We start from the raw sequence: 24,379 nt of genomic DNA on the forward strand, positions 1-24,379 counted from the left end.
GGGCGGCGCCAGGTCAGTCCAGTCAGTCGAACAGGCCGAAAGTCAGGCGGCTCCACCAGGAGCGCTTCGGCTCCTGCTGCTCCACTTCCTTGAGCACGGGACGCAGCTCATCGGGCAGGTCACGTGCGGCGTTCTCGTACTGGCGCAACACGTCGCGGTTGGCGCGGGAAGTGTCGGGGCGCGGCGCTTCGCCTTCGATCAGGCCGAGTGTGGCCTTGCTCAGCCAGCTGCGAGTGTCTTCTTCGCGCTCGACGGGAGTGAACTTGCCGTCTTCCAGAGTGGCGTGATCGGGGTAATTAAGTTGCAGGGTTTTCAGGCTGGACTCGGCGAGGTCATCCAGGCCCAGGCGCTGGTACGCCTCGGTCATCACTGCCAGGCCGTCGGCTACCGCGGGCGTCCCCTGGAAGTTCTCCACTACGTAGCGGCCGCGGTTGGCCGCCGCTACATAAGCCTGACGCTTGAGGTAGTAATGCGCGACATGGATTTCATTGGCCGCCAGCAGGTTGCGCAGATAGACCATGCGCGCCTTAGCGTCGGGGGAGTAGCGACTGTTGGGGTAGCGGCTGGTGAGCTGGGCGAACTCGTTGAACGAATCACGCGCGGCGCCGGGGTCGCGTTTGGTCATGTCCAACGGCAGGAAGCGGGCTAGCAGGCCACGATCCTGATCGAACGAGGCCAGGCCCTTGAGGTAGTAGGCGTAATCCACATTCGGATGCTGCGGGTGCAGGCGGATGAAGCGCTCTGCTGCCGAGCGCGCGGCTTCCGGCTCGACGTTGCGGTAGTAGGCGTAGATAAGCTCGAGCTGTGCCTGCTCGGCGAAGCGGCCGAAGGGATAGCGCGACTCCAACGCCTTGAGCTTGCTGATTGCGCTGGTATAGCTCTTGTTGTCCAGGTCGGCCTGTGCTTGCTGGTACAGCTCGACCTCGCCCAGGTTTTCGTCGACGGTTTCGTTGGATGAACAGGCGGCGGTAAGGGCGAAAATGGCGATCAGCAGCAGGTGTTTCACTTGCATGGCGGCTTGCGTCCCTGTGACGGCTGGCTGTCTCGCGCGGAGCCGTCCTGTTATGATGGGCGCCCCGGTGCGCCGGGACAAAGACGCCGTATTTAAACACAAGCGTGTAGCCGAAACCAAAGGCCGCGCCGCCATCGGCGGTCCCCAGGCATCCATCAGCAGCGGATGCCGCTCGCCTCTCTCTGACGAATCTATCTCGCCGTATGTCCACGATCTCCAAACAGGCCATTCAACTCCGTGCCGAGGTGCCGTTTGACCTAGGCGGGCAACGTCTCGATCAGGTCGCGGCGCAGCTCTTTTCCGAACATTCGCGTTCACGCCTTGCGGCCTGGATCAAGGACGGCCTGCTGACGGTGGATGGCGCCGTGCTGCGCCCCCGCGACACCGTGCATGCCGGTGCGGTGCTCGAGCTGAGCGCCGAACAGCAGGCGCAGGGCGAATGGGTGGCGCAGGACATTCCGCTCGACATCGTCTATGAAGACGACCAAATTCTGGTGATCGACAAGCCGGCCGGGCTGGTGGTGCACCCCGCAGCCGGGCATGCCGACGGCACGCTGCTCAATGCGCTGCTGCATCACGTGCCAGATCTGATCAACGTGCCGCGCGCCGGCATCGTGCATCGTCTGGACAAGGACACCACCGGCCTGATGGTGGTGGCCAAGACGCTGCAGGCGCAGACCCGACTGGTCGAGCAGCTGCAGGCGCGCAGTGTCAGCCGCATCTACGAGGCCATCGTCATCGGCGTGATCATCACCGGCGGCACGGTCGATGCGCCGATAGGTCGTCACGGCCAGCAGCGCCAGCGCATGGCGGTGGTGGAGGGGGGCAAGCCGGCGATCAGTCACTATCGCGTACTCGAGCGCTTCCGTTCGCACACTCATGTGCGGGTCAAGCTGGAAACCGGACGCACCCACCAGATTCGTGTGCACATGACCCACCTCGGCTACCCGCTGGTTGGCGATCCGCTGTACGCCGGGCGTTTCCGTATTCCGCCGGCGGCCAATCCGACGCTGGTGCAGACGCTGCGCGAGTTCCCGCGGCAGGCGCTGCATGCCCGTTTCCTCGAACTGGATCATCCGGTGACCGGGCAGCGCATGAAGTGGGAGTCGCCATTGCCGGACGACTTCGTCTGGCTGCTGACGCTGCTGCAGCAGGATCGCGAGGCCTTCGTCGGGTGACCAGCTGGAACGCGGATTGGCTGCTGCCTGACTGGCCGGCACCGGCCCGCGTTCGCGCCTGCGTGACGACGCGCCAGGGTGGCGTCAGCGCGGCGCCGTTCGACAGTTTCAATCTCGGCGATCATGTCGGCGATGACCCGGCGGCGGTGGCCTGGAATCGCCAGCACCTGCGCGATGCGCTGGGCTGTCAGCCGGTCTGGCTGGAGCAGGTGCATTCCAGCGTGGCGGTCAGGGCTGCGCCTGGTGCTTGCGCCACCGCCGATGCCAGCTGGAGCGAGGCGCCTGGCGAGGCGTGCGCGGTGCTCACCGCAGACTGTCTGCCGGTGCTGTTCTGCGACCGCGCCGCCAGTCGTGTCGCGGCGGCGCACGCGGGCTGGCGCGGGCTGGCTGGTGGCGTGCTGGAAGCAACGCTCGAGGCGCTGGCGCTTCGCCCTGAAGAGGTACTGGTCTGGCTGGGGCCGGCGATCGGGCCCGCTGCCTTCGAAGTGGGCGTCGAGGTGCGCGAGGCATTCATCGCGCAGCATCCCGCGGCTGCAGTGGCATTCCTGCCGAGCCGCAACGAGGGGCGCTTCATGGCCGATCTGTATCAGCTCGCGCGCATTCGCCTGGCCGCGGTCGGAGTCGAAGCCGTCTATGGCGGTGGCTTGTGCACCTTCAGCGATCCGCGTTTCTATTCCTATCGTCGCGCGTCACGCACGGGGCGCTTCGCCAGCCTGATCTGGCTGGAGCCTTAAGCCTGCGCTTGGTGGTTCGACAGGGGGCGTGACTCCGCGGTCCCGGCATGACCTGCATCAATGTCATCCGCCTTGAATCTCCAACAATCATCCTCATCTATGCTCCATCTCGCGGGCTATTTGTAAGGCGCGATTCATGGTGCCGGCCCGCTTTACCTGAGGATGAACATCCATGCGTATCGATCGTCTGACCAGCAAGCTTCAGCTTGCGCTCTCCGATGCCCAATCCATTGCCGTTGGCCTGGATCACCCTTCCATCGAGCCGTTGCACCTGATGCAGGCCCTGCTGGAGCAGCAGGGCGGTTCGATCAAGCCCCTGCTGATGCAGGTCGGCTTCGACATCAACGCGCTGCGCCAAGCCCTGACCAAGGAGCTGGACCAGTTGCCCAAGCTGCAGAACCCCACTGGTGACATGAACCTGTCGCAGGATCTGGCGCGTCTGCTCAACCAGGCCGATCGCCTCGCCCAGCAGAAGGGCGACCAGTACATCTCCAGCGAACTGGTGCTGCTTGCCGCGCTGGACAACAACACCCGTTTGGGCAAGCTGCTGCTGGCCCAGGGCGTGAGCAAGAAGGCCCTGGAGAACGCCATCAGCAACCTGCGCGGTGGCGCGGCGGTCAATGACCCCAATGCCGAGGAGTCGCGTCAGGCGCTGGACAAGTACACCGTCGACATGACCAAGCGCGCCGAGGAGGGCAAGCTCGATCCGGTGATCGGCCGTGACGACGAAATCCGCCGCACCATTCAGGTCCTGCAACGGCGCACCAAGAACAACCCGGTGCTGATCGGCGAGCCCGGTGTCGGCAAGACCGCCATCGTCGAAGGTCTGGCCCAGCGCATCGTCAATGGCGAGGTGCCGGATGGCCTGAAGGACAAGCGTCTGCTGGCGCTGGACATGGGCTCGCTGATCGCCGGTGCCAAGTTCCGCGGCGAGTTCGAGGAGCGTCTCAAGGCCGTGCTCAACGAGCTGTCCAAGCAGGAAGGCCGGGTCATCCTGTTCATCGACGAGCTGCACACGATGGTCGGTGCCGGCAAGGCCGAGGGCGCCATGGATGCCGGCAACATGCTCAAGCCCGCTCTTGCCCGGGGTGAGTTGCACTGTGTCGGCGCCACCACGCTGGACGAGTACCGCCAGTACATCGAGAAGGATGCCGCGCTGGAACGGCGCTTCCAGAAGGTGCTGGTGGACGAGCCGAGCGAGGAGGACACCATTGCCATCCTGCGCGGCCTCAAGGAGCGCTACGAGGTGCACCACGGCGTGACCATCACCGACGGCGCGATCATCGCCGCGGCCAAGCTCAGCCATCGCTACATCACGGATCGTCAGCTGCCGGACAAGGCGATCGACCTGATCGACGAGGCCGCCAGCCGCATCCGCATGGAGATCGACTCCAAGCCGGAAGAGCTGGATCGTCTCGACCGCCGGCTGATCCAGCTGAAGATCGAGCGCGAGGCGCTGAAGAAGGAGGACGACGAGGCCACCAAGAAGCGCCTGGCCAAGCTTGAGGACGATATCGCCAAGCTGGAGAAGGAATACTCGGATCTGGAGGAAATCTGGAAGTCGGAAAAGGCCGAGGTCCAGGGCTCCGCGCAGATCCAGCAGAAGATCGAGCAGGCCAAGGCCGACCTCGAGGCGGCGCGGCGCAAGGGCGACCTGGCGCGCATGGCCGAGTTGCAGTACGGCATCATCCCAGACCTCGAGCGCAGCCTGGAGATGGTCGACCAGCACGGCAAGAAGGAAAACCAGCTGCTGCGCAACAAGGTGACCGACGAGGAGATCGCCGAGGTGGTTTCCAAGTGGACCGGCATCCCTGTGTCGAAGATGCTCGAAGGCGAGCGGGACAAACTGCTGCGCATGGAAGACATGCTGCACACACGTGTCATCGGCCAGCATGAGGCGGTAGTGGCAGTGGCCAATGCCGTGCGTCGCTCGCGCGCCGGGCTGGCCGACCCGAACCGGCCGAGCGGTTCCTTCCTCTTCCTCGGCCCGACCGGTGTGGGTAAGACCGAGCTGTGCAAGGCGCTGGCCGAATTCCTCTTCGACACCGAAGAGGCGATGATCCGCATCGACATGTCCGAGTTCATGGAGAAACATTCGGTCGCACGTCTGATCGGCGCACCGCCGGGCTACGTCGGCTACGAGGAGGGCGGCTACCTGACCGAGGCAGTGCGTCGTAAACCCTACTCTGTCGTGCTGATGGACGAGGTGGAGAAGGCTCATCCGGACGTGTTCAACGTGCTGCTGCAGGTGCTCGAGGATGGTCGTCTGACCGACAGCCATGGGCGGACCGTAGACTTCAAGAACACCGTGATCGTCATGACCTCGAACCTGGGCTCGGCGCAGATCCAGGAGCTGGTTGGCGACCCCGATGCGCAGCGCGCTGCGGTGATGGATGCGGTGGCGCACCACTTCCGTCCGGAGTTCATCAACCGTATCGACGAGGTGGTGGTGTTCGATCCGCTCGGTCGCGAGCAGATCGCCGGCATCGCGGAGATCCAGCTGGGCCGGCTGCGCAAGCGCCTGGCCGAGCGCGAACTGAGCCTGGAGCTGAGCCAGGAGGCGATGGACAAGCTGATCGCCGTCGGCTACGACCCGGTTTACGGTGCGCGGCCGCTCAAGCGCGCGATCCAGCGCTGGATCGAGAACCCGCTGGCGCAGCAGATCCTCGCGGGTCAGTTCGCCCCGGGCAGCAGCGTCAAGGCTCGGGTGGAGGGCGAGCAGATCGTCTTCGATTGAGGGCAAGGGCAATCCGCATGGCATCGCGAATGCCATGCGGTTGTCCGATCAGCCGATCGCAGCCGCTAGCCGGACGCAAACTGTTGTCATGAATCGCATTTTTAGGGTTGACAGCAGGGTATGGAACCGTAAAATGGCGCGCCTCTGAGGCGGGAACGTAACGCCAAGGAGCTGGAATGTTAGTTGTTCCGCGATAGCTCAGTCGGTAGAGCAAATGACTGTTAATCATTGGGTCCCTGGTTCGAGTCCAGGTCGCGGAGCCAAATTCCAATCGGGGTATAGCGCAGTCCGGTAGCGCGCCTGCTTTGGGAGCAGGATGTCGGGAGTTCGAATCCCCCTACCCCGACCATTTTTGGGTCGTTAGCTCAGTTGGTAGAGCAGTTGGCTTTTAACCAATTGGTCGTAGGTTCGAATCCTACACGACCCACCATACGAGCTTGCCTGGCAAGCATGAAAAGCTGGATGTCCGCAGGGGCATCCAGCTTTTTTATTGCCTGCAGTTTAGTTTAGTGCTCGCCAGATGGCGCACCGCGCGGGTGCGCCATCGGTGCGTCAATGGAGTTTCAGGCGAGGTTCTGTACTGCGGCTGAGCTTGTCGCCGAGCATCATCAGCAGCGTACGAGGCATGCCGTACAGCGCGATCTGGTGCATGCGGTACAGCGATATGTAGAACATCCTTGCCAGCCAGCCCTCGAGCATGACATTGCCCGTCAGATTGCCCATCAGATTGCCCACGGCCGAGAAGGTCGAGAGCGATATCAGCGAACCGTAATCCTTGTAGCGGTAGGTCGGTAGTGGCTTGCCTTCCAGTCGATTGCGGATTGATCGCGCCAGCATAGAGGCCTGCTGGTGAGCCGCCTGGGCGCGAGGCGGCACATTGCGGTCGCTGTCCGGCTGCGGGCAGGCGGCGCAGTCGCCAAAGGCGAAGATGTTCTCGTCGCGGGTGCTCTGCAGAGTCGGGTCGACCACCAGCTGATTGATGCGGTTGGTTTCCAGGCCATCAAGCTCGTGCAGGAAGGCCGGTGCCTTGATGCCGGCTGCCCACACCTTGAGGCTGGCGGGAACGAACTCGCCCTGCTTGGTGTGCAGGCCGTCGGCGGTGACTTCGCTGACCGCTGCGCCGGTAAGCACCGTGACGCCCAGGTCCAGCAGCGTCTGGTGCACGGGCTGGCTGATCCGCTCGGGCAGCGCCGGCAGAACTTTCGGTCCGGCCTCGATCAGGGTGATCTTCACGTCTTCCGGCTTGATTCCATCGAGACCGTAGGCGGCCAGTTCCTTGGCCGCATGCAGCAACTCGGCGGCGAGTTCGACGCCGGTGGCGCCAGCGCCGACGATTGCCATATTGATGCCGCGCGGCCCGCTTTCGCCAGCGTGCGCCTTCATGTAGTGGCTGAGCAACTGACGGTGGAAGCGCTCGGCCTGCTCGCGGGTATCGAGGAAGATGCAGTGCTCCGCGGCCCCCGGGGTGCCGAAATCATTGGTCGTGCTGCCGACCGCGATCACCAGGGTGTCGTAGTTCAGTGCGCGCGAGGGCACCAACTCCACGCCGAATTCGTCACGCGTGGCTTCCAGGCGAATGCACTTGTTTGCGCGATCCAGACCGGCCATGCGACCCATCTGGAATTCGAAGTGATTCCACTTGGCTTGCGCCACGTAGTTGAGCTCGTCGGCCGATGAGTTCAGCGAGCCGGCCGCCACCTCATGCAGCAGCGGTTTCCAGATGTGGGTGAGGTTGGCGTCGACCAGGGTGACCCGCGCTTTGCCGCGCTTGCCCAGGGTCCTGCCCAGGCGGGTAGCAAGCTCTAGCCCGCCGGCACCGCCGCCGACGATTACGATTCGATGTGACATGGGAATGACTCATAGCTGCAAGGAAATCGGGGCGGTGCGCCGGTGTGTGCTCAAAGCACCAGGCGACTCAGGAGGCGGCTCAACAGTCCAAGGCCTATTACGATGGCCAGCACGACGAGCAACAGGAGCCAGGGGCGAAACGGCCGGCGTTCGACCTGATGCTGCGGTGCGCGGAGGTAGTCATCGACGCGCTGCTGGTCTTCGGGGTTAAGGCGGCTGGGCATGGGCACCTCGAATAGAATGCAGGCATTCTAGCTGTGCAGGGTCAAAAGCCAAGCGCGAAGTGCGGCGCTTTGCCGCGCGGAGGGGGCGCAGGCATGCCGGGCGGCATGCCCGTTGGGACGATCAGGTGTTCTTCAGCTTGCGCAGGTTGCCGATAACTGATTCGAGGGCGCGGTCGAAGAGCAGGGTGTCGTTGAGCAGGCGAATGGCGCCGCGCTGAAACTCGCTCGCCAGCCCCATGCGGGTCTTCTCCAGGACCTTCATGCCAGTACGGTTGACGAAGATGTACTTGCCGGTGGGCTTGATCACCGCGGCCAGCTTGCAGCGCAGCTTGTGCTCTTCGTCCTCCTGGAACTCGACCCAGCTGCCGACCCGAAGATTGTCGACCTTGATCAGCGCTTCATCGTTGTCCGGAAGGCTGACCTCGGGCTCCTGCTCGCGGCTTTCGCCAGGTGCTAGCAGGACGATCTCATCGACCACCTCGACCATGGCTGGTGCGCGGTCTTCGACCGCGGCCGCGGCAGGCTCCTCTGGAGCATCACTCGCCGCCCCGGCGTTGTCCGGGGAAGGCTGCGGCTGCTGGATGCGCTGTAGGGTCTGGACATGCAGCGCTTCGAGCTGGGTGAAGAAGTCTCCGGTGGAGAAAGGGTCGAATGCTGCGCTAACCAGGCCCTCGCGCAAGGCCTTGAGAAGGCTGGGGACCACTTCCAGCAGGCGTGCCCGCGACTCGTCGTCCTCGTGCGGCGTAACGCTCCAGACCAGATCATCCATGGTGTCCAGCGCTGCCTGCCATTCCTCGGACTGGGTGCCATGCTTCAGGCAGGTGAGCAGCAGCACCTTGCTCCAGGCCTCTTGCAGCAGGCGTACCACGACTTCCGGGAGCGTCTTGCCGAGTAGGCGCTGGTTCAGCGCGTACTCCACTTCCTGGCGCGCAATCTCCGCCTTGGCGCGGCCTTCCTCAGCGTCACGGGTGCGTTGCTCGAGTAGCTCGCTGCGGCGGCGCTCGTCGCCCACGAATGCCAGGAAGTCGGCCAGCAACTCGGAGAAAATCACCGGATCGTCGACAAAATCGTTGAGCAGGCGAGCCACGATCTGCTCGATCTTCTGATACAGGCTGTCGCGCTGGGCTTCGTCCTGGTCTCCCCAGCCCATCGCTGCCGAAGCGATCTCGTTGAGCAGGCGGCGTGCCGGGTGGCTGCCGCGGCTGAAGAATGTCTTGTCCAGTACCGCGACCTTCAGCAGCGGGATCTGCAGGCGGCCAATCAGGGCCTTGAGCGAATCCGGCAGGGTTCGATCGTCGAGGATGAACTCGAAGAGCATGGAGACGAGGTTGATGACATCGTCATCGATCTCGCCGACCACGCGCGATTTGCCGGTCTTGGCGCTTACCCGGCTCAGCAGGCTGCCGAGCTGCTCCTGCAGATCGAAATCATCGACCGTCTGTGGAGCGCGGGTCTGCATATGCGACAGCAGGCGAAGCAGATCACTGCTGGAGATCGGGATGGCATCGCTGGGAACGTTGCGAGCCGGCAGCATGCTGCTGCCACGCAGCTCGGAAAGTAGATTGTGCAGGGCGCTGAACGCGGCCTCCTGCAGGCCCTCGTCGACCTGAACTGCCTGTCCGGACGGGGCGGATGGTGCATGGCTGCCGGCCGGGACGCCTGGCCGCGGCTGGCGCCGCGGCAGAGCCGATTGGAGTTCGGGCAGGATGCCGGCTGCCACCAGTGTCTGGTTGGCTTCGGCGTAGAGCTGGTCGAGATCGCCGAGTACGTATTTTTCGAAGAGCTTGAAGATGATCAGCTTGACCTTGATTTCGACGCCCAGGCTACTGCTCGCCTCGATGAAGTAGTCGCAAAGCGCGTGCGGGCCGAGCGGGTTGCTCTTGTCGTCGAGCTTCTTGCTGATCAGCGCATTCATGCGGGTGGTCAGATGGCCTAGCGGCTGCGCTGCTCGGCTCATGACCTTCGCTACCATTGTGTCGACAGCGACCGACTCCTCCAGCTCGTCATTCTGTACCAGCGACAGGCTGTCGAAGGAGACGGTTTCCGGCGCCGGTGGCTTGCCGATCTCGTACTGGTTCAGCTTGGAGAAAGCCTCGAACAGCTGCTGCAGGAAGCCGCGTTCGATGTTGCGGCGCTTCATGCGCAGGTCGCGCATGGCCTCGAAGAAAGCGTTCTGCTCGGAGTTGCTGGTCGCGCGATCGGCGATTTCGAAGAGCGAGTCGTCGGCATTGTCGAACAGCGATTGCAGAGCCTGGCGCAGCTGTTGGGCAGCCTTGTCGCGCACGCTGATGAGCGCCACCGGCAGGCGGCCGGCTGGCGAGGAAGGCTTGTGCTCAGGGGCGGCCTTGTTCAGGTGCACCACTTTCGCATCGGTTCGCATCGAGACTCTCCTGCGGTCGCCTGTTTGAGGCGGTCACACGCCAGATGTTGAGCAGCGTCTTATAAAGGTAACCAGGTTGGCAGGGCAAGGCGAAGGTACCGGTGAGCCCGCGTTAGGGCAGACTTTCGTATCGAGCCGGATTCCAGCCGCAGCATAGCCGAGCGCTTTGGTTTTACAACGACGTCCCGTCAGCTGGATGTCGCCATTTACGTGACGTCAATTTTCAGGGGCATTATAAGCATCTAAGGCCGATGCCAAGGCCGGTATTTTGTTGGACATGATCTGGCTCACAGATACTCGCGGCTTTTCCGCCAGGAGGTAAGGAAAGCTCGATGAGGGGCGGTCATCGAGGGTGCGCTTGTCGCTGTGCAGCGGTCCGAGTCTTTATAATCCGGCAATTCAGAGGAGCCCGTCATGCCCAATCTCACGCTTGCCGATCTGTCGGCGGAAATCGACGCCAACGCACGCCGCGCGCTCGCCGAAGATGTCGGCAGTGGTGACATTACTGCCCAGCTGATCCCTGCCGAGCGCCTGGCTCACGCCTCGGTGATAACCCGCGAGGCTGCGGTGATCAGCGGAACCGCCTGGGTCGATGCGGTGTTCCGTCAGGTGGACCCGCGTGTCGCGGTCCACTGGCAGGTCGCCGACGGGGACAGGGTGGGTGCGGACAAAGTCCTTTTCCACCTCGAAGGGCCGGCACGGGCGCTGCTGACCGGCGAGCGTAGCGCGCTGAACTTCCTGCAGATGCTCTCTGGGGTGGCCAGCCGTTGCCGGCACTACGCCGACATGGTCGAGGGCACCGGCGTTCGCCTGCTGGATACGCGCAAGACCATTCCGGGGCTGCGTCTGGCGCAGAAGTACGCGGTTACCTGCGGCGGCTGCCACAACCACCGGATCGGCCTGTACGACGCCTTTCTGATCAAGGAGAACCACATTGCTGCCTGTGGCGGGATCGCCGAAGCGGTGGCCGCTGCGCATCGCATCGCGCCGGGCAAGCCGGTGGAGATCGAAGTGGAAAGCCTCGAAGAGCTCGAGCAGGCGCTGGATGCGGGCGCGGATATCGTGATGCTCGACGAGCTGACGCTCGATGACATGCGCACGGCTGTGGCGATCACGGCGGGCCGGGCCAAGCTCGAGGCATCGGGTGGCATCAGTGACGACACGTTGCGCAGTGTTGCGGAGACGGGGGTCGACTACATCTCGATCGGCGCGCTGACCAAGCATATACAGGCGGTGGACCTGTCGATGCGCTTGCGTCAGTAAGAGGGGGAGAGCCTGGCGCAGCGGCTGCGCCAGGCGATGGATCAGTGACGGCTCTTAAGGCCGAAGTTTTCGTGCAGAGTGCCAGGGGTATCGTCGCCTTTGGGGGCATAGTCCTTCGGCGGTTCGGTGAAGGCCGGTGAGGACAGCCGCTCGCGCGAACCATGGTTCTCCTCGTGCAGTGCGGCCATCAGACGCTGGCGGGTCGGCTCGTCGAGGGCCAGGCGGTTGGCGCCGTCCGACAGGTGCTCCTGGATGTCCTGGTAGTTCTGGGTGAGCTTGCGCAGCAGGCTGGCGGTGGTATTGAAGTGGGTGACCACTTCGCTCTGATAGGTGTCGAAGCGCTCTTGCAGGTCGTCGACCTGACGCTGTGTGCGGTTGGGTGCGCTGCTGCGCGCCACCAGATAACCGATGGCGATGCCGGCGATCAGGCCGACGATCGGGAGCAACCAGGTCGCGAGGGTCTGTTCCACGAGTCCTTCCTCTATATAAACGGCTGTGCTTACGTTAACGTCTCGTCCCTGCTCTGTATACCGCAACACGAGGCGGCGGTTATCGGCAGCTAGTTAGACAAGACGAGTCGACTCGTCCCAAGGTCACGGAGTTCCTGTTTTGTTGAAACGCGAAAATCCCCTGTCTATCGACGGCCCCTGCGGAGCGCTGGAAGCGCTGTACTTCGATCAGCCGCAGGCGCGCGGCCTGGCGCTGATCTGTCATCCGAACCCGGTCAAGGGTGGCACCATGCTGAACAAGGTGGTCTCGACCCTGCAGCGCACCGCACGGGATGCCGGCTACAGTACGCTGCGCTTCAATTACCGTGGCGTCGGCGGCAGTGCCGGCGCGCACGACATGGTCGAGGGTGAGGTGGATGACGCCGAGGCCGCGCTGCGCTGGCTGCGTCAGCAGAACCCCGAGCTGCCGCTGACGTTGCTGGGATTCTCGTTCGGCGGATTCGTTGCCGGCAGTCTTGCTGGTCGCTTGAATGCCGAGGGCGTGGCGGTGCAACGGCTGATAATGGTTGCACCGGCGGTGTCGCGTCTTGCGGAGCTGTCGTTGGCTGACGACTGCCAGCTGACGATCATCCAGCCGGAACAGGACGAGGTGATCGACGCCGAGTCCGTGTACGCCTTTTCTGCGCAGTTGCAGCACCCCCACGAGCTGCTGAAAGTGGCAGAATGCGGCCACTTTTTTCACGGCAAGCTGGTGGAGCTGAAAGAGCTGGTCGCGCCACGCCTTTAACCGCTGCTTTCGTTCTTCAGTGCGCAACGATCGAGAAACGACCCGAATGACTACCCGCATCCTGACCGGTATCACCACCACCGGCACGCCGCACCTGGGCAACTACGCCGGCGCGATCCGCCCGGCGATCCTCGCCAGCCGCGACGCGGCAGCCGACTCCTTTTATTTCCTCGCCGACTACCATGCGCTGATCAAGTGCGATGACCCGCTGCGTATTCAGCGCTCGCGCCTGGAAATCGCCGCGACCTGGCTGGCCTGCGGCCTCGATGCCGAGCGCGTGACCTTCTACCGCCAGTCGGATGTGCCGGAGATTCCCGAGCTGACCTGGCTGCTGACCTGCGTTACCGCCAAGGGCCTGCTCAACCGCGCCCATGCCTACAAGGCCTCGGTGGACAAGAACGTGGAGAACGGCGAGGACCCGGACGCCGGTGTCACCATGGGCCTCTACAGCTATCCGGTGCTGATGGCGGCGGACATTCTGATGTTCAACGCGCACAAGGTGCCGGTGGGGCGCGACCAGATCCAGCACGTGGAAATGGCCCGTGACATCGCCCAGCGCTTCAACCATCTGTTCGGCAACGGCCGCGAGTTCTTCACCCTGCCCGAAGCGGTGATCGAGGAAAGCGTCGCCACGCTGCCCGGCCTCGATGGGCGCAAGATGTCCAAGAGCTACGACAACACCATTCCGCTGTTCGGCAGCGCCAAGGAGCTGAAGGCAGCGATCGCCCGTATCGTCACCGACTCGCGCCTGCCGGGCGAACCGAAGGATCCGGACAACTCCCACCTGTTCACGCTTTACCAGGCCTTTGCCACTGCGCAGCAGCAGGCGGACTTCCGCCAGGAGCTGCTCGATGGCCTGGCCTGGGGCGATGCCAAGCAGCGCCTGTTCGAGCTGCTCGACAACGAACTGGGCGATGCACGCGAGCTGTATCACCAGCTCATCACCAAGCCTGCCGAGCTGGAAGACATCCTGCAGGCGGGAGCCGCCAAAGCGCGCAAGATTGCTACCCCGTTCCTTGGCGAGCTGCGCGAGGCGGTGGGGCTGCGCAACTTCGCCAGCGAAGTGAAAAGCGCGGCGCCGGCGAGGAAGAAGTCCAGCAAGACCGCTCGCTTCGCCAGCTTCCGCGAGGCCGATGGCGCCTTCCGTTTCCGCTTCTTCGCCGCTGATGGCGAGGAGCTGCTGCTGTCCCGCCCGCTGAGCAATCCGAAGGCCATCGGCAGCCTGACCCAGCGCCTGATCGCCGGCGGGCCCGACGCCCTGGAACTTCGCGAGGACGAAGGCGATCAATTCACCCTGTGGCTGGACGACGAATGCATCGCCGACAGCCCGCACTACGAGAGCGCCGAAGCGCTCGACGCCGCCATGTTGCGGGTGCGCGAGGCGCTGGCCACGCTTGTCGAGTAACGCTGCTGGCAGGCCGGGCGCAGCCGATGGGTGCGCTCGGCGACGCGGTGATTTCCAAGTACGGCTGTCCCAGGAGGGCTGACGCTTGAACGACCTGAGTAAATTGCCAACCACCGAGGGCGCCGCTAAAGTGTCGGCCCCGTTTCACTACCCAGACTCCGCCATGACTCCTCTTGAGCGCTATCAGGCCGACCTGAAACGTCCTGACTTCTTCCACGATGCCGCCCAGGAAAACGCGGTGCGTCACCTGCAGCGTCTGTACGACGACCTGGTCGCCGACGATCGCAACAAGAGCGGCCTGCTCGGCAAGCTGTTCGGCAAGAAGCAGCAGGGCCCCATCAAGGGCATCTACTTCTGGGGCGGCGTCGGCCGCGGCAAGACCTACCTGGTGGATACCTTCTTCGACGCGCTGCCCTTCGAGCAGAAGATGCGCACGCACTTCCACCGCTTCATGAAGCGCGTGCACGAGGAAATGAAAACCCTCAAGGGTGAGAAGAACCCGCTGACCATCATCGGCAAGCGCTTCGCCGACGAGGCCCGGGTGATCTGCTTCGACGAGTTCTTCGTCTCCGATATCACCGACGCGATGATCCTCGCCACGCTGCTCGACGAGCTGTTCAAGAACGGCGTGAGCCTGGTGGCTACGTCCAACATCGTGCCGGACGGCCTGTACAAGGACGGTCTGCAGCGTGCGCGCTTCCTGCCGGCAATCGACCTGCTGAAGAAGCACACCGAGATCGTCAACGTCGACAGCGGCATCGACTATCGTCTGCGTGCTCTGGAGCAGGCCGAACTGTTCCACTTCCCCCTCGATGCCGAGGCCGAGCAGAGCCTGGAACGCAGCTTCAAGAGCCTGCTGCCGGAGAACTGCCGGGTCGTGAACAACGACGCACTGATGATCGAAAACCGTGAAATCCGCGCGGTGAAGACCGGCAACGACGTGGCTTGGTTCGAGTTCCGCGAGCTCTGCGACGGGCCGCGCAGCCAGAACGACTACATCGAGCTGGGCAAGATTTTCGGTGCCATCCTGCTGGCCAACGTCGAGCAGATGAACGTCGCCAAGGATGATATGGCGCGTCGCTTCATCAACCTGGTGGACGAGTTCTACGACCGCAACGTCAAGCTCATCATCTCCGCCGAAGTGGAACTGAAGGATCTCTACACCGGTGGCCGCCTGGAGTTCGAATTCCAGCGCACCCTGAGCCGGCTGCTGGAGATGCAGTCCCACGAGTATCTGGCGCGTCCGCACAAGCCCTGACCGTGAACCGGTCGCGAAGACTTGTTCTTCGCGGCCGGGGTCACCCGCATGATTACTGCGCTGTTGTCGGAGCGGTCTCCCTGCCAGGCCGCCCGCTGCAGTCGGCTGCCCGCTTCGGCACGCCATGGCTGTTTCCGTGTTTGCCCTAGGATGCCGGCCGGTACTTCTGCCGATAGTGGTTCGGCGATAGCTCCGTGTGCTGGCGGAACAGCCGGGCGAAGAAGCTGGCATCGTCGTAGCCCACTTCATAGCTGATCGTCTTGATGCTTTTGCCGGTTGTGGCCAGCAGGCTCTTGGCCGTCTCGATGCGCAGGCGTTGCAGATAATGCAGCGGCTTGTCGCCGGTGGCGGCCTGAAAGCGACGCATGAAGTTGCGAATGCTCATGCAGTGCTGGCGGGCCACGTCCTCGAAGCGGAATTTCTCCGCGTAGTTGGTCTCCAGCCATTCCTGGATCTGCAGGATGCGGGTATCCAGATGCAGTTTCTGCCCGCCAAAGCCCAGCCGGCCGGGGCTGTAGCTACGCTGCAACTCGAACAGCACATCACGCGCCATGCCCTGCGCCACCTGCGCACCGCAGAAGCGTTCCACCAGATACATGTAGAGGTCGCAGGCCGATGTCGTGCCACCGGCACAGTACAGGTTGTCGCTGTCGGTCAGATGCTTGTCGGCGCTGAACTGTACGTCCGGAAACCGCTCGACGAACTCGTTTGCGAAGCGCCAATGGGTGGTCGCTTCCCGGCCATCCAGTAGTCCCGCCTGAGCCATCCAGAACGCCCCTGTGGCTTCTCCGCAGATAACTGCGCCGGCGGCGTGCCGCTCGCGTAACCAGGGCGCAACCTCAGGGTACTGTGCGCAGAGCGCGTCGAAGTCGCCCCAGAACGCCGGCAGAATGACCATGTCGGCAGCGTCCAGCGCGGCATCCACCGCGAAGGAGGTTCCGCTGAACGTGCTCACCGCCTGGCCGCCGGGGCTGACCAGGCGAGTTTCGAACGCCGGCGTCAGCTCCATCCCGAGCTGTCGGCCGTAGCGCAGGCTGGCCATGTGAAAGAAATCCTTGGCCTGCATGAGCGTCGAGGCGAAAACCCCTTCGGTGGCCAGTATGCTGATGTGCTGTATCGAGGCGAGGTTGGGCATGAGCGTTCTAATTATTGTTGCGGCTGAACAAGGCGAAACTGCCGTCTTGCGGCTGGAGCGTCCTATTTTTGTGCCGTGTTGTCCAGCCCTCGAAGAGTCGAGACGGCTGAACCCCGGGTCCGACAGCACGTCGAAACGCAGAAGCCGATGGAGCCATGCATGAACGAATCCAGCCACTTTCCAGCGAATCCTTTTGGCGATTGGGATGGCAGCCCGGCCGCGGCGCGAGCGCTGCAGCAGACGCTGGTCGCGCAGCTGCGTCTGCAGGACGACTTTCCGCCGCTGCACCTGATCGCCGGGGTGGACGTTGGCTTCGAAGAGGGCGGCAGCATCACCCGGGCGGCGGCGGTGCTGCTGCATGCCGAGACACTGGAGCTGGTGGGCAGCAGCCTGGCGCGAATCCCGACCAACATGCCCTATGTGCCCGGCCTGCTGTCGTTTCGCGAGCTGCCGGCCGTGCTGCAGGCGCTGGCGGAATTGCCGGCAATTCCCGACCTGATTTTTTCCGACGGCCACGGCATCGCCCACCCGCGGCGCCTGGGCATCGCTGCGCATCTGGGCGTGGTGACCGGCCTGCCCACCATCGGTGTAGCGAAGAAGCTGCTCACCGGTGAACACGACGAACTCGATCTGCAGCGCGGTGCCCGGGTGGCGCTGCGCGACAAGAAGACCGGCGAGGTGATCGGCTGTGTGCTGCGCAGCAAGGACAAGGTGCGGCCGTTGATCGTCTCGCCGGGCAACCGGGTCAGCATCGCCACGGCACCGGAGCTGGTCATGCGCTACGTGACACGCTACCGCCTGCCGGAACCGACACGGCTGGCCGACCGCCTTGCCTCCCGTCGCGAAGAGAAAGCCGCGGCACGGCGCCTGGGCGGTACGGCCGGGTAGCGAATGGTTTGTAACGGCGAATGCCGGTGACAACGGCAGCGCTTGCAGCGCCTGTCTCGCAAGCGCTAGCCTGCGGGCCTGCCGTCAGCATGGACCTTCACGATGCATCTGGATACCGCCACCGGCTGGTGCCATGGCGTCCACCATTGCCCGTCACCCAACTTCAACCAGCGGCCAGCCGGCGAGATTTCGCTGCTGGTGATCCACAACATCAGCCTGCCGCCAGGCCAGTTCGGTACCGGCAGGGTCCAACAGTTCTTCCAGAACTGCCTACAGCGCGACGAACACCCCTTCTTCGAGGAAATCGCCGAACTGCAGGTCTCGGCACATTTTCTCATCGAGCGTGATGGCTCGATTACCCAGTTCGTCTCCTGTCTGGACCGGGCCTGGCATGCCGGGGTGTCCTGTTTCGACGGTCGCGAGAGCTGCAACGATTTTTCCATCGGCATCGAGCTTGAGGGTACCGATGACCAGCCGTTCAGCGAGCCGCAATACCAGGCGCTGATCGCGCTATGCCGGGTGCTGCAGAGCGGCTATCCGGGCATCACGCCGGAGCGGGTGTGCGGCCACAGCGACATCGCGCCGGGGCGCAAGACCGATCCCGGACCGGCCTTCGACTGGCAGCGCTTGCGTGCCGCCTCAGTTACCTGCTGACGAAAGGAAACGGCGATGAGCTTTCTGGTGATTCTGCTCGTGCTGCTGGTGGAGAAATTCTCCGATTGGCGACCACGGCTGCAGTACGACCGCCCCTGGCTGGCGCGCCTGCGCCAGGCCGAGGCCAGTCCGCGCTTGCGCGGCGCTCCCTGGCTGGCGCTGGCGTTGCTGGTACTGATTCCCGTACTGCTGCTTGGCCTGCTGTTGGTTGCACTGGAACCATTGGCCTACGGCTGGTTGAGCCTGCCACTGCACTTGCTGGTGCTGCTCTACAGCCTCGGCCGCGGCCATGCCAAGGCTGAACTCGGCGCGTTCCGCGATGCCTGGCGTCGTGGTGATGAGGAGGCCGCCGCGCTGGCGGCCGAGCGTGACGCCGGCCTGCAGGCGCAGGACCCGCCGAGCCTGTTATCGGCGGTACAAACCTGGCTGCTGTGGCGCAGCTACGAGGGTTTCTTTGCGGTGATCTTCTGGTACCTGCTGCTCGGGCCGATGGCGGCACTGGCCTATCGGCTGCTGGCGCTGTGCGCCGAGCACGCCGAACTCGAAGGGCTGCGCGAGCGGGCCGAGCAGCTGCGGCATGCCTTCGACTGGTTGCCGGTACGCGTATTGCTCGGCAGTTTCGCCCTGGTCGGCAACTTCGTTGCGGTCAACCGGGCGCTGCTGCATGAACTGTTGAGCTGGGATGTGCCGGCCCGGCGCCTGCTGGCCGATGCCGGTCCGCTGGCCGCCGATCTGCCGCCTGCGACCGAGGGTGAGGCGGGCATCGCGCGGCTCGACGGGATCGCGGCGTTGCTGGTGCGCACACGCGTGTTCTGGTACGCGGTGATCGCGGTCTGGACGATCCTCGTCTGAGCCTTATCCGCCAGCGGCGGCGCTGATGGGCCTCCATAACGCCGCTGTATGAGGTTTGCCTGTCGAATCGCTGGAACCCTTGAGCCAGACGCCTCGCCGGGTGCCTATCCAATACAGAACTGCTGGCCATGATTTGGCCATTACCTTAAGTTACAAAAGCCCCTACCGATATCCCGTATAACCCGGGCAGATGCCACTCTCTGACGAGCCCTGCTGCGCGTTGCAATTTGCGTGCAAGCCAATACCAATAAAATTGGGAGACGTCGTGTGAATAGCCTGTTGTATCCCGCCATCGCGTTCATGAACCGCCTGAGCTTCGGCATGAAGTTCAGTCTGGTCAGCGTCCTGTTCTTCGTTCCCATGCTGCTGAGCAACTACTATCTGGTGCGCGATTCGTACCGAGCGTATGTCGGTACCCGCAACGAGTTGCAGAGTCTCGAGCTGCTCGGCTCGACACTGCAGGTGCGGCGCAGCATGGAGGATTGGAAAGACCTCGTGCACATCGAGTCGATCATCGGCCAGACCGGCAATGTCGAGGCGTTGCAGACGCGTCTGAACCGTGTCGAAAGCGAGCTGACGGCGCAGCTGCAGGCGCTGGCCCCCGTTGGCGATGCGCCCGAGCAGGTGGCCGAATTCAATGCCCGGCGCGACGAACTGGTGGCTGGTCTGCGGGCTGCCCAGGCCGAGCAATCGCTGCAGTCCAAGGCGGCCATGGCCGAGACGCTGCTGGGTCAGTCGCAGGTGATGATCAAGCTCGTCGCCGGTCAGTCCGGCCTCAGCCAGGATCTCGAGCGTGAGGTGCGTCAGCTGGCCGAGCTGCTGACCACGGTAACCCCGGCCATCAGCGCATCGCTCGGCGAAGGACGTGCGGTGGGCTCCTACACCTTCGGCCAGGGCTACCTGAACTCCGATGCCAGCAATACGCTGGACAACCTCGTGCTGGAACTGGAAAAGCAGCAGGCGCAGTACGCCGCACAGTTGCAGGACGCCCTCGGCGCGAGCCAGGCCGCGCGAACCCGGCTCGACGCTTTCGCTACGGCCAGCCGCGAGTCCCTGCAGGCGAGCAGCGACATCCTGCAGGACGAGGTGATCATGGCCGACGCGCTGGACCAGCCATGGGAACAGTTCTACGAGCGCATCAGCGCCGAGATGGCCAAGACCTACGAGCTGAACGACGCCATCCTGACATTTCTCGATGTGGAACTCGCCGAACGGTTGGAACAGAAGCGCCTGCTGATGACGCTGCTGCTCTCGGCCCTGGCGGTGGTGTTGTGTCTGGTGGCCTACCTGTATGCCGGCTTCTACGCTTCGACGCGCGCCTCGTTGCACAGTCTCGGCAGGATCATGGACAAGGTCGCCGCCGGCGACATGACCGCGCGCTATCAGGTACAGAGCCGCGATGAGCTCGGCGAGCTGGGCCAGGTGTTCAACACTACCGTGGCGCAGATCCGTGAACTGATCGAGCGCGTCGGCCATACCGTTGCCGAGGTGGAGCGCCAGGCCGGGCGGGTGGAGAGCGTATCCGGCGAGAGCAACCAGACGGTATCCGAACAGCGTGGCCAGATCGAACAGGTGGCCACCGCGATGAACGAGATGTCAGCCACCGCCCAGGCGGTCGCCACCAGCGCCGAGGCCGCAGTGGGCAGCGCGCAGAGCGTCAACGAGGAAACCGTAAGCGGCCGTTCCCTGGTGGTCGCGCAGGTCGGCGGCATCCAGCGGCTTGCCAGCGAGATCGAGCAATCGGTGGGGGTGATCAATCAGCTGGCCGGCGACAGCAAGGCGATCAGCCAGGTCCTTGACGTGATCAAGGCGATCGCCGAACAGACCAACCTGCTGGCCCTTAATGCCGCGATCGAAGCGGCGCGGGCCGGCGAGCAGGGCCGCGGGTTCGCCGTGGTTGCCGACGAGGTGCGTGGCCTGGCGCAACGCACGCAGAAGTCCACCGCAGAAATCGAGCAGATGATCTCGCGCCTGCAGAACGGCGTCGGCGCGGCGGTGAAGACCATGCACGCCAGTCATGCCCTGGCCGAGGAAACGGTCGGGCAGTCGGCACAGGTGGAGCAGGCGCTGGAGAACATTCTCGGCGCGGTGGGGCTGATCGTCGATCAGAACCAGCAGATCGCCGCGGCTGCCGAGCAGCAGACGGCGGTGGCGCATGACATCGATCGCAACATCGTCGCCATCAACGAAGCCGGGCAGCGAACCGCCGAAGGTGCCGGGCATACCGAGCAGGCGAGCCGCGAACTGAGCCAGCTGGTTGGCCAGCTGCAGCAGCTGATCGCTGCCTTCCGCGTCTGACGGGCCGGCTCAGCGCCAGCCGAACAGTTCGCAGCTGTTGCGATAGCTGGCCGTGGCCAGCGTTTCGGGAGCGATGCCCTTGAGGTCGGCCAGGCGTTGGCAGATTTCCGGCAGCAATTCCGGGCTGTTGCGCTCGCCGGCATGCCCGGCCGGCGGGATGTCCGGTGCATCGGTTTCCAGCACGATGGCCTCCAGCGGCAGCTGTCGCAGCACCCGATGCATTCGCTGTGCCTGTGGCCAGGTGCCGGCGCCGCCGAGGCCGAGTCTGAAGCCCAGCCGCAGATACTCCTGCGCCTCTTCCCAGCTGCCGCTGAACGCGTGCACGACGCCGGCACGTTCGAGCCTGTAGCGCTTGAGCGTGGCGATCATCGGCGCATGGGCACGACGCACATGCAGCAATACCGGTAATGAGAACTCCGCGGCCAGCGCCAGCTGCGCTTCGAGCAGCTGCTGCTGGCGCTCGACGTCCGGATTGTCGATGTAGTAATCCAGGCCGATCTCACCGATGGCGCAGAGCTTCGGCTCGCCGCGCAAGCGCTCCAGCCAGTCGCGCAGCTGCTCGACATGGGCGTCCTGATGTTCGTCGAGGAACACCGGATGCAGGCCCAGCGCCGCGTATACCGATGGCTCGTCACCGGCCAGCTGCCAAACCCGCTGCCAGTTGGCGGCATGCACGCCGAGTACCACGATGCGCTCGACGCCGACGGCCTGGCTGCGGGCGATCACCGCGGCGCGGTCCTCATCGAACGGATCGAAATCGAGATGGGTGTGGGTGTCGATCAGCTGCACGAGCAGACTCCGTACGGTCGGCGGTGAACGGGCGGCAATGCTACAGCCTCGTCAGCGGTTTTCCTCTTCGATCTGAACATCGCTGACGCCCAGTTCGCTCAGCCGGCTGGCTTCGCTGGGGTGCACCGGATTCTCCCAGGGCGCATCAACCGCGGCGCGCGGCTCGCGGACATGGTGCAGGAGAATCTCCAGTTCGGCCTGTTCCAGGCTGGGCAGTTCGAACGAGCTCATCAGCAGCGAAGCGGGCTCGCCGTTGATGCGGTAGTGGATGCGGTAACGCTTCAGTTCGGTCATGGCAGGCTTCCGGCGGTCGGTACTGCAGTATCCGACCGCCGAAATCCGCTCAGGCTCCCGATTCGCCTTGCCCTTCGCGCTCGAGCAATGCCGCCTTGCGCGCCAGCCCCCAGCGGTAGCCGGTCAGCGCGTTCTGGCTACCAACCACGCGGTGACAGGGCACCAGCAGACCGACCGGGTTGCTGGCGCAGGCACGCGCCACCGCTCGGGCGTGGCTGCCGAGGCTTGCCGCCAGCTCGCCGTAGCGGCGTGTCTGGCCTGCTGGAATCTGCTGCAACGCCTGCCAGACGCGCTGCTGGAAGGCCGTGCCGCGCAGGTCGAGGGGCAGTTGGGCGGCGCGCTGCGGTTCCTCCAGCTGGCCGACGATCGCTTGCAACCAACTGCCCAGTCCGGCCTGATCGCGCTGCAGCGTGGCGGCGGCGAAGCGTGAGCGCAGCTCCTGTTCCAGCGCGGCCTCGTCATCGCCGAACAACAGCGCGCAGAGACCCTTGTCGCTGGCGGCGATGAGCAGCAGGCCGAGCGGGCAGGGGGCCAGAGCGTAACGCAGGGTTTCGCCAGCGCCCTTTCGACGCCGCTGCGCCGGGCTCAGCGCCTGCGCCTCGGCATAGGGCGCACGGGTGCCGGAGTAGCCGACGGCAAGGGCGGCATCGAGTACCGAATCGGCTTTCGGCAGCTGGGCGTCGAGGCGTTCACGCCGGCGCGCGGCGGCCCAGGCATGCGGCGTCAGGCCGGTGCGCGCCTTGAACGCGCGTGACAGGTGCGCCGGTGACAGACCGATGCGTGCGGCCAGCTGCGGCAGCGTCAGCGGCGTTACGGCGTCATCGAGCAGGCGGCAGGCAGCGACGACCAGCGCGTCCAGTTGCTGGCTCGGACTCGGCCCCAGCGGCGAACAGCGTCGACACGGGCGAAAGCCGGCGACTCGCGCTGCTTCGCCATCGGCGTAGAACGCCACCCGCTCACGCGCCGGGCGCCGTGCCGGGCAGCTGGGTCGGCAGAAAATGCCGGTCGAGCGCACGGCGAAAACGAAACGCCCATCGAAGGCGGCATCGCGCTCGCACAGCGCCTGCCAGTAGCGGTCTTCATCGAGCATGGCGGTGCTCCAGGAGATGATGGCCCGATTGTCGGCTTTGCGCGTGCTGTGCGCCAAGCCAAAGCGTGCTTTCAAACTCGATGGGAGGCATGGAAGCCGCTATGCGATTGCCGTAACCTGCAGCCCCGCCCCACACTGAAGGACCTGCAAGCCGCTGATGAAAACGCCTAAACGACTCGAACCGCTGATCGAGGATGGCCTGATCGACGAGGTGCTGCGGCCGCTGATGAGCGGCAAGGAAGCAGCGGTGTATGTGGTGCGCTGCGGCGATGAGCTGCGCTGCGCCAAGGTCTACAAGGAAGCCAACAAGCGCAGCTTCAGGCAGGCCGTGAAATACCAGGAGGGGCGCAAGGTGCGCAGCAGTCGCGATGCGCGCGCCATGGCCAAGGGCTCCAAGCACGGGCGCAAGGAGAAGGAAGAGAACTGGCAGAACGCTGAGGTCGCGGCCCTGTTCCGCCTGGCCGACGCCGGCGTGCGGGTGCCCAAGCCCTACGATTTCCTCGACGGCGTGCTGCTGATGGAGATGATCGCCGGCGAGGATGGCGATGCCGCGCCACGGCTTAATGACGTCGACCTGCATCCGGACGACGCCCGCGAATTCCATGCGTTCATGATCCATGAAGTAGTGAAGATGCTCTGCGCGGGGCTGGTGCACGGTGACCTGTCCGAGTTCAACGTACTGCTCGATGAGCACGGCCCGGTGATTATCGACCTGCCGCAGGCAGTGGATGCCGCCGGCAACAACCATGCGTTCGAAATGCTCGAGCGCGATGTCGGCAACATGTCGGCCTATTTCGGTCGGTTCGCCCCGGAGCTCAAGTTCACCCGTTACGCCAAGGAGATGTGGGCGCTGTACGAGCAGGGCAAGCTGACCACCGAAACCGAGCTGACCGGGGAATTTGCCGAGCCGGAAGATGCCGCGGATATCGATGCGGTAATGCGCGAGATCAAGGCCACGCTGGCCGAGCAGGAGCGCCGGGAGGCCTTGCGCAGCGCTGACGATGCACCGAAGGATGAACCGCCGGAGCCGCCGTGGATGAAGGGCTGATCGGCCGTCTCTGGCGAAGTCCGAAGACTGCTGCTTCTGTGCAGTTATTGGCTAGC

21 protein-coding genes and 3 tRNA genes are annotated in these 24,379 nt (G+C 64.3%); 15 read left to right on the forward strand and 9 right to left on the reverse strand.

Features of this window, described 5'->3' with window-relative positions:
- Nucleotides 1–22 precede the first annotated feature (22 nt).
- On the reverse strand, nucleotides 23–1,012 hold the full coding sequence (locus tag ACX1DW_RS20500; RefSeq protein WP_125867018.1) for an outer membrane protein assembly factor BamD: 990 nt from the start codon (nucleotides 1,010–1,012) through the stop codon (nucleotides 23–25).
- A 203-nt stretch (nucleotides 1,013–1,215) separates the two neighbouring features.
- Here ACX1DW_RS20500 and rluD point away from each other — a divergent pair, with 203 nt between their 5' ends.
- From rluD to ACX1DW_RS20530, 6 genes are all read left to right on the forward strand, one after another.
- Nucleotides 1,216–2,190, forward strand: a complete 975-nt coding sequence (rluD, locus tag ACX1DW_RS20505) for a 23S rRNA pseudouridine(1911/1915/1917) synthase RluD (RefSeq protein ID WP_063541901.1) — start codon at nucleotides 1,216–1,218, stop codon at nucleotides 2,188–2,190.
- Nucleotides 2,187–2,924, forward strand: a complete 738-nt coding sequence (gene pgeF, locus ACX1DW_RS20510; protein WP_208216770.1) for a peptidoglycan editing factor PgeF — start codon at nucleotides 2,187–2,189, stop codon at nucleotides 2,922–2,924. The genes rluD and pgeF overlap by 4 nt, the downstream gene beginning before the upstream one ends.
- A gap of 172 nt (nucleotides 2,925–3,096) precedes the next feature.
- Nucleotides 3,097–5,661 (forward strand): ATP-dependent chaperone ClpB, encoded by a 2,565-nt coding sequence (gene clpB, locus ACX1DW_RS20515; protein ID WP_020305930.1) that lies wholly within the window; start codon nucleotides 3,097–3,099, stop codon nucleotides 5,659–5,661.
- Between the two features lie 187 nt (nucleotides 5,662–5,848).
- Nucleotides 5,849–5,924, forward strand: a tRNA-Asn gene (locus ACX1DW_RS20520).
- A gap of 9 nt (nucleotides 5,925–5,933) precedes the next feature.
- Nucleotides 5,934–6,010: transfer RNA gene (locus ACX1DW_RS20525), tRNA-Pro, on the forward strand.
- Nucleotides 6,011–6,015: 5 nt separating this feature from the next.
- Nucleotides 6,016–6,091 (forward strand) — tRNA-Lys (locus ACX1DW_RS20530).
- Between the two features lie 122 nt (nucleotides 6,092–6,213).
- On the opposite strand, the gene ACX1DW_RS20535 is transcribed toward ACX1DW_RS20530, so the two are convergent.
- From ACX1DW_RS20535 to ACX1DW_RS20545, 3 genes are all read right to left on the reverse strand, one after another.
- The gene (locus ACX1DW_RS20535; RefSeq protein WP_133455606.1) at nucleotides 6,214–7,509 is read right to left on the reverse strand and encodes an NAD(P)/FAD-dependent oxidoreductase; all 1,296 of its coding nucleotides are present in this window, start codon (nucleotides 7,507–7,509) and stop codon (nucleotides 6,214–6,216) included.
- Between the two features lie 50 nt (nucleotides 7,510–7,559).
- Complete coding sequence (locus ACX1DW_RS20540) at nucleotides 7,560–7,733, reverse strand: DUF3094 family protein (RefSeq protein ID WP_073865939.1); 174 nt, start codon at nucleotides 7,731–7,733, stop codon at nucleotides 7,560–7,562.
- A 121-nt stretch (nucleotides 7,734–7,854) separates the two neighbouring features.
- The gene (locus ACX1DW_RS20545; protein ID WP_458992281.1) at nucleotides 7,855–10,113 is read right to left on the reverse strand and encodes a DUF1631 domain-containing protein; all 2,259 of its coding nucleotides are present in this window, start codon (nucleotides 10,111–10,113) and stop codon (nucleotides 7,855–7,857) included.
- Between the two features lie 414 nt (nucleotides 10,114–10,527).
- Here ACX1DW_RS20545 and nadC point away from each other — a divergent pair, with 414 nt between their 5' ends.
- Nucleotides 10,528–11,376: a carboxylating nicotinate-nucleotide diphosphorylase gene (gene nadC / locus ACX1DW_RS20550; RefSeq protein ID WP_110775891.1), complete on the forward strand. Its 849-nt coding sequence runs from the start codon at nucleotides 10,528–10,530 to the stop codon at nucleotides 11,374–11,376.
- Between the two features lie 41 nt (nucleotides 11,377–11,417).
- Here nadC and ACX1DW_RS20555 read toward each other — a convergent pair whose 3' ends face one another.
- Nucleotides 11,418–11,846 carry a Z-ring associated ZapG family protein gene (locus ACX1DW_RS20555; protein ID WP_063541913.1) on the reverse strand — a complete coding sequence of 143 codons (429 nt, stop codon included), beginning with the start codon at nucleotides 11,844–11,846 and terminating at the stop codon, nucleotides 11,418–11,420.
- Nucleotides 11,847–11,985: 139 nt separating this feature from the next.
- Between ACX1DW_RS20555 and ACX1DW_RS20560 the strand changes: the two genes are divergently transcribed.
- From ACX1DW_RS20560 to zapE, 3 genes are all read left to right on the forward strand, one after another.
- Complete coding sequence (locus tag ACX1DW_RS20560; protein WP_063541915.1) at nucleotides 11,986–12,612, forward strand: alpha/beta hydrolase; 627 nt, start codon at nucleotides 11,986–11,988, stop codon at nucleotides 12,610–12,612.
- A 46-nt stretch (nucleotides 12,613–12,658) separates the two neighbouring features.
- A complete protein-coding gene (locus tag ACX1DW_RS20565) occupies nucleotides 12,659–14,017 on the forward strand; it encodes a tryptophan--tRNA ligase (RefSeq protein ID WP_133455608.1) in 1,359 nt (452 codons plus the stop codon).
- 163 nt (nucleotides 14,018–14,180) lie between these two features.
- Nucleotides 14,181–15,275, forward strand: coding sequence for a cell division protein ZapE (gene zapE / locus ACX1DW_RS20570; RefSeq protein ID WP_063541919.1), 1,095 nt, complete (start codon nucleotides 14,181–14,183; stop codon nucleotides 15,273–15,275).
- A gap of 145 nt (nucleotides 15,276–15,420) precedes the next feature.
- Here the strand turns inward: zapE and ACX1DW_RS20575 are convergent, their stop codons facing one another.
- Nucleotides 15,421–16,410 carry a GlxA family transcriptional regulator gene (locus tag ACX1DW_RS20575; protein WP_458992282.1) on the reverse strand — a complete coding sequence of 330 codons (990 nt, stop codon included), beginning with the start codon at nucleotides 16,408–16,410 and terminating at the stop codon, nucleotides 15,421–15,423.
- Between the two features lie 159 nt (nucleotides 16,411–16,569).
- Here ACX1DW_RS20575 and nfi point away from each other — a divergent pair, with 159 nt between their 5' ends.
- From nfi to ACX1DW_RS20595, 4 genes are all read left to right on the forward strand, one after another.
- Nucleotides 16,570–17,298, forward strand: coding sequence for a deoxyribonuclease V (nfi, locus tag ACX1DW_RS20580; protein WP_458992283.1), 729 nt, complete (start codon nucleotides 16,570–16,572; stop codon nucleotides 17,296–17,298).
- A 102-nt stretch (nucleotides 17,299–17,400) separates the two neighbouring features.
- Nucleotides 17,401–17,952 (forward strand): 1,6-anhydro-N-acetylmuramyl-L-alanine amidase AmpD, encoded by a 552-nt coding sequence (gene ampD, locus ACX1DW_RS20585; RefSeq protein ID WP_458992284.1) that lies wholly within the window; start codon nucleotides 17,401–17,403, stop codon nucleotides 17,950–17,952.
- A 15-nt stretch (nucleotides 17,953–17,967) separates the two neighbouring features.
- Nucleotides 17,968–18,804 (forward strand): regulatory signaling modulator protein AmpE, encoded by an 837-nt coding sequence (gene ampE, locus ACX1DW_RS20590; protein WP_208216763.1) that lies wholly within the window; start codon nucleotides 17,968–17,970, stop codon nucleotides 18,802–18,804.
- A 267-nt stretch (nucleotides 18,805–19,071) separates the two neighbouring features.
- On the forward strand, nucleotides 19,072–21,102 hold the full coding sequence (locus tag ACX1DW_RS20595; protein WP_458992285.1) for a methyl-accepting chemotaxis protein: 2,031 nt from the start codon (nucleotides 19,072–19,074) through the stop codon (nucleotides 21,100–21,102).
- Nucleotides 21,103–21,111: 9 nt separating this feature from the next.
- Here ACX1DW_RS20595 and ACX1DW_RS20600 read toward each other — a convergent pair whose 3' ends face one another.
- From ACX1DW_RS20600 to ada, 3 genes are read right to left on the reverse strand one after another with little or no spacing between them, the layout of a single operon-like run.
- Nucleotides 21,112–21,891 carry a TatD family hydrolase gene (locus ACX1DW_RS20600; RefSeq protein WP_458992286.1) on the reverse strand — a complete coding sequence of 260 codons (780 nt, stop codon included), beginning with the start codon at nucleotides 21,889–21,891 and terminating at the stop codon, nucleotides 21,112–21,114.
- 51 nt (nucleotides 21,892–21,942) lie between these two features.
- Nucleotides 21,943–22,185, reverse strand: coding sequence for a hypothetical protein (locus tag ACX1DW_RS20605; protein WP_102838673.1), 243 nt, complete (start codon nucleotides 22,183–22,185; stop codon nucleotides 21,943–21,945).
- 49 nt (nucleotides 22,186–22,234) lie between these two features.
- Entirely contained in the window at nucleotides 22,235–23,275 is a 1,041-nt protein-coding gene (ada, locus tag ACX1DW_RS20610) for a bifunctional DNA-binding transcriptional regulator/O6-methylguanine-DNA methyltransferase Ada (protein ID WP_458992287.1), read from the reverse strand.
- Between the two features lie 157 nt (nucleotides 23,276–23,432).
- Between ada and ACX1DW_RS20615 the strand changes: the two genes are divergently transcribed.
- Nucleotides 23,433–24,323 (forward strand): PA4780 family RIO1-like protein kinase, encoded by an 891-nt coding sequence (locus tag ACX1DW_RS20615; protein WP_458992288.1) that lies wholly within the window; start codon nucleotides 23,433–23,435, stop codon nucleotides 24,321–24,323.
- The last annotated feature ends 56 nt before the right edge of the window (nucleotides 24,324–24,379 follow it).

It is taken from the genome of Stutzerimonas sp. KH-1 (assembly GCF_054483855.1).

Excerpts from the sequence above, each read along its gene's own strand:
- ampE (WP_208216763.1), top strand. The coding sequence starts at position 17,968 with ATGAGCTTTCTGGTGATTCTGCTCGTGCTGCTGGTGGAGAAATTCTCC.
- ACX1DW_RS20605 (WP_102838673.1), bottom strand. The coding sequence starts at position 22,185 with ATGACCGAACTGAAGCGTTACCGCATCCACTACCGCATCAACGGCGAG.
- rluD (WP_063541901.1), top strand. The coding sequence starts at position 1,216 with ATGTCCACGATCTCCAAACAGGCCATTCAACTCCGTGCCGAGGTGCCG.
- clpB (WP_020305930.1), top strand. The coding sequence starts at position 3,097 with ATGCGTATCGATCGTCTGACCAGCAAGCTTCAGCTTGCGCTCTCCGAT.
- ACX1DW_RS20500 (WP_125867018.1), bottom strand. The coding sequence starts at position 1,012 with ATGCAAGTGAAACACCTGCTGCTGATCGCCATTTTCGCCCTTACCGCC.
- ACX1DW_RS20615 (WP_458992288.1), top strand. The coding sequence starts at position 23,433 with ATGAAAACGCCTAAACGACTCGAACCGCTGATCGAGGATGGCCTGATC.
- ACX1DW_RS20575 (WP_458992282.1), bottom strand. The coding sequence starts at position 16,410 with ATGCCCAACCTCGCCTCGATACAGCACATCAGCATACTGGCCACCGAA.
- ACX1DW_RS20545 (WP_458992281.1), bottom strand. The coding sequence starts at position 10,113 with ATGCGAACCGATGCGAAAGTGGTGCACCTGAACAAGGCCGCCCCTGAG.
- ampD (WP_458992284.1), top strand. The coding sequence starts at position 17,401 with ATGCATCTGGATACCGCCACCGGCTGGTGCCATGGCGTCCACCATTGC.
- zapE (WP_063541919.1), top strand. The coding sequence starts at position 14,181 with ATGACTCCTCTTGAGCGCTATCAGGCCGACCTGAAACGTCCTGACTTC.
- ada (WP_458992287.1), bottom strand. The coding sequence starts at position 23,275 with ATGCTCGATGAAGACCGCTACTGGCAGGCGCTGTGCGAGCGCGATGCC.
- nadC (WP_110775891.1), top strand. The coding sequence starts at position 10,528 with ATGCCCAATCTCACGCTTGCCGATCTGTCGGCGGAAATCGACGCCAAC.
- ACX1DW_RS20535 (WP_133455606.1), bottom strand. The coding sequence starts at position 7,509 with ATGTCACATCGAATCGTAATCGTCGGCGGCGGTGCCGGCGGGCTAGAG.
- ACX1DW_RS20565 (WP_133455608.1), top strand. The coding sequence starts at position 12,659 with ATGACTACCCGCATCCTGACCGGTATCACCACCACCGGCACGCCGCAC.
- ACX1DW_RS20540 (WP_073865939.1), bottom strand. The coding sequence starts at position 7,733 with ATGCCCAGCCGCCTTAACCCCGAAGACCAGCAGCGCGTCGATGACTAC.
- nfi (WP_458992283.1), top strand. The coding sequence starts at position 16,570 with ATGAACGAATCCAGCCACTTTCCAGCGAATCCTTTTGGCGATTGGGAT.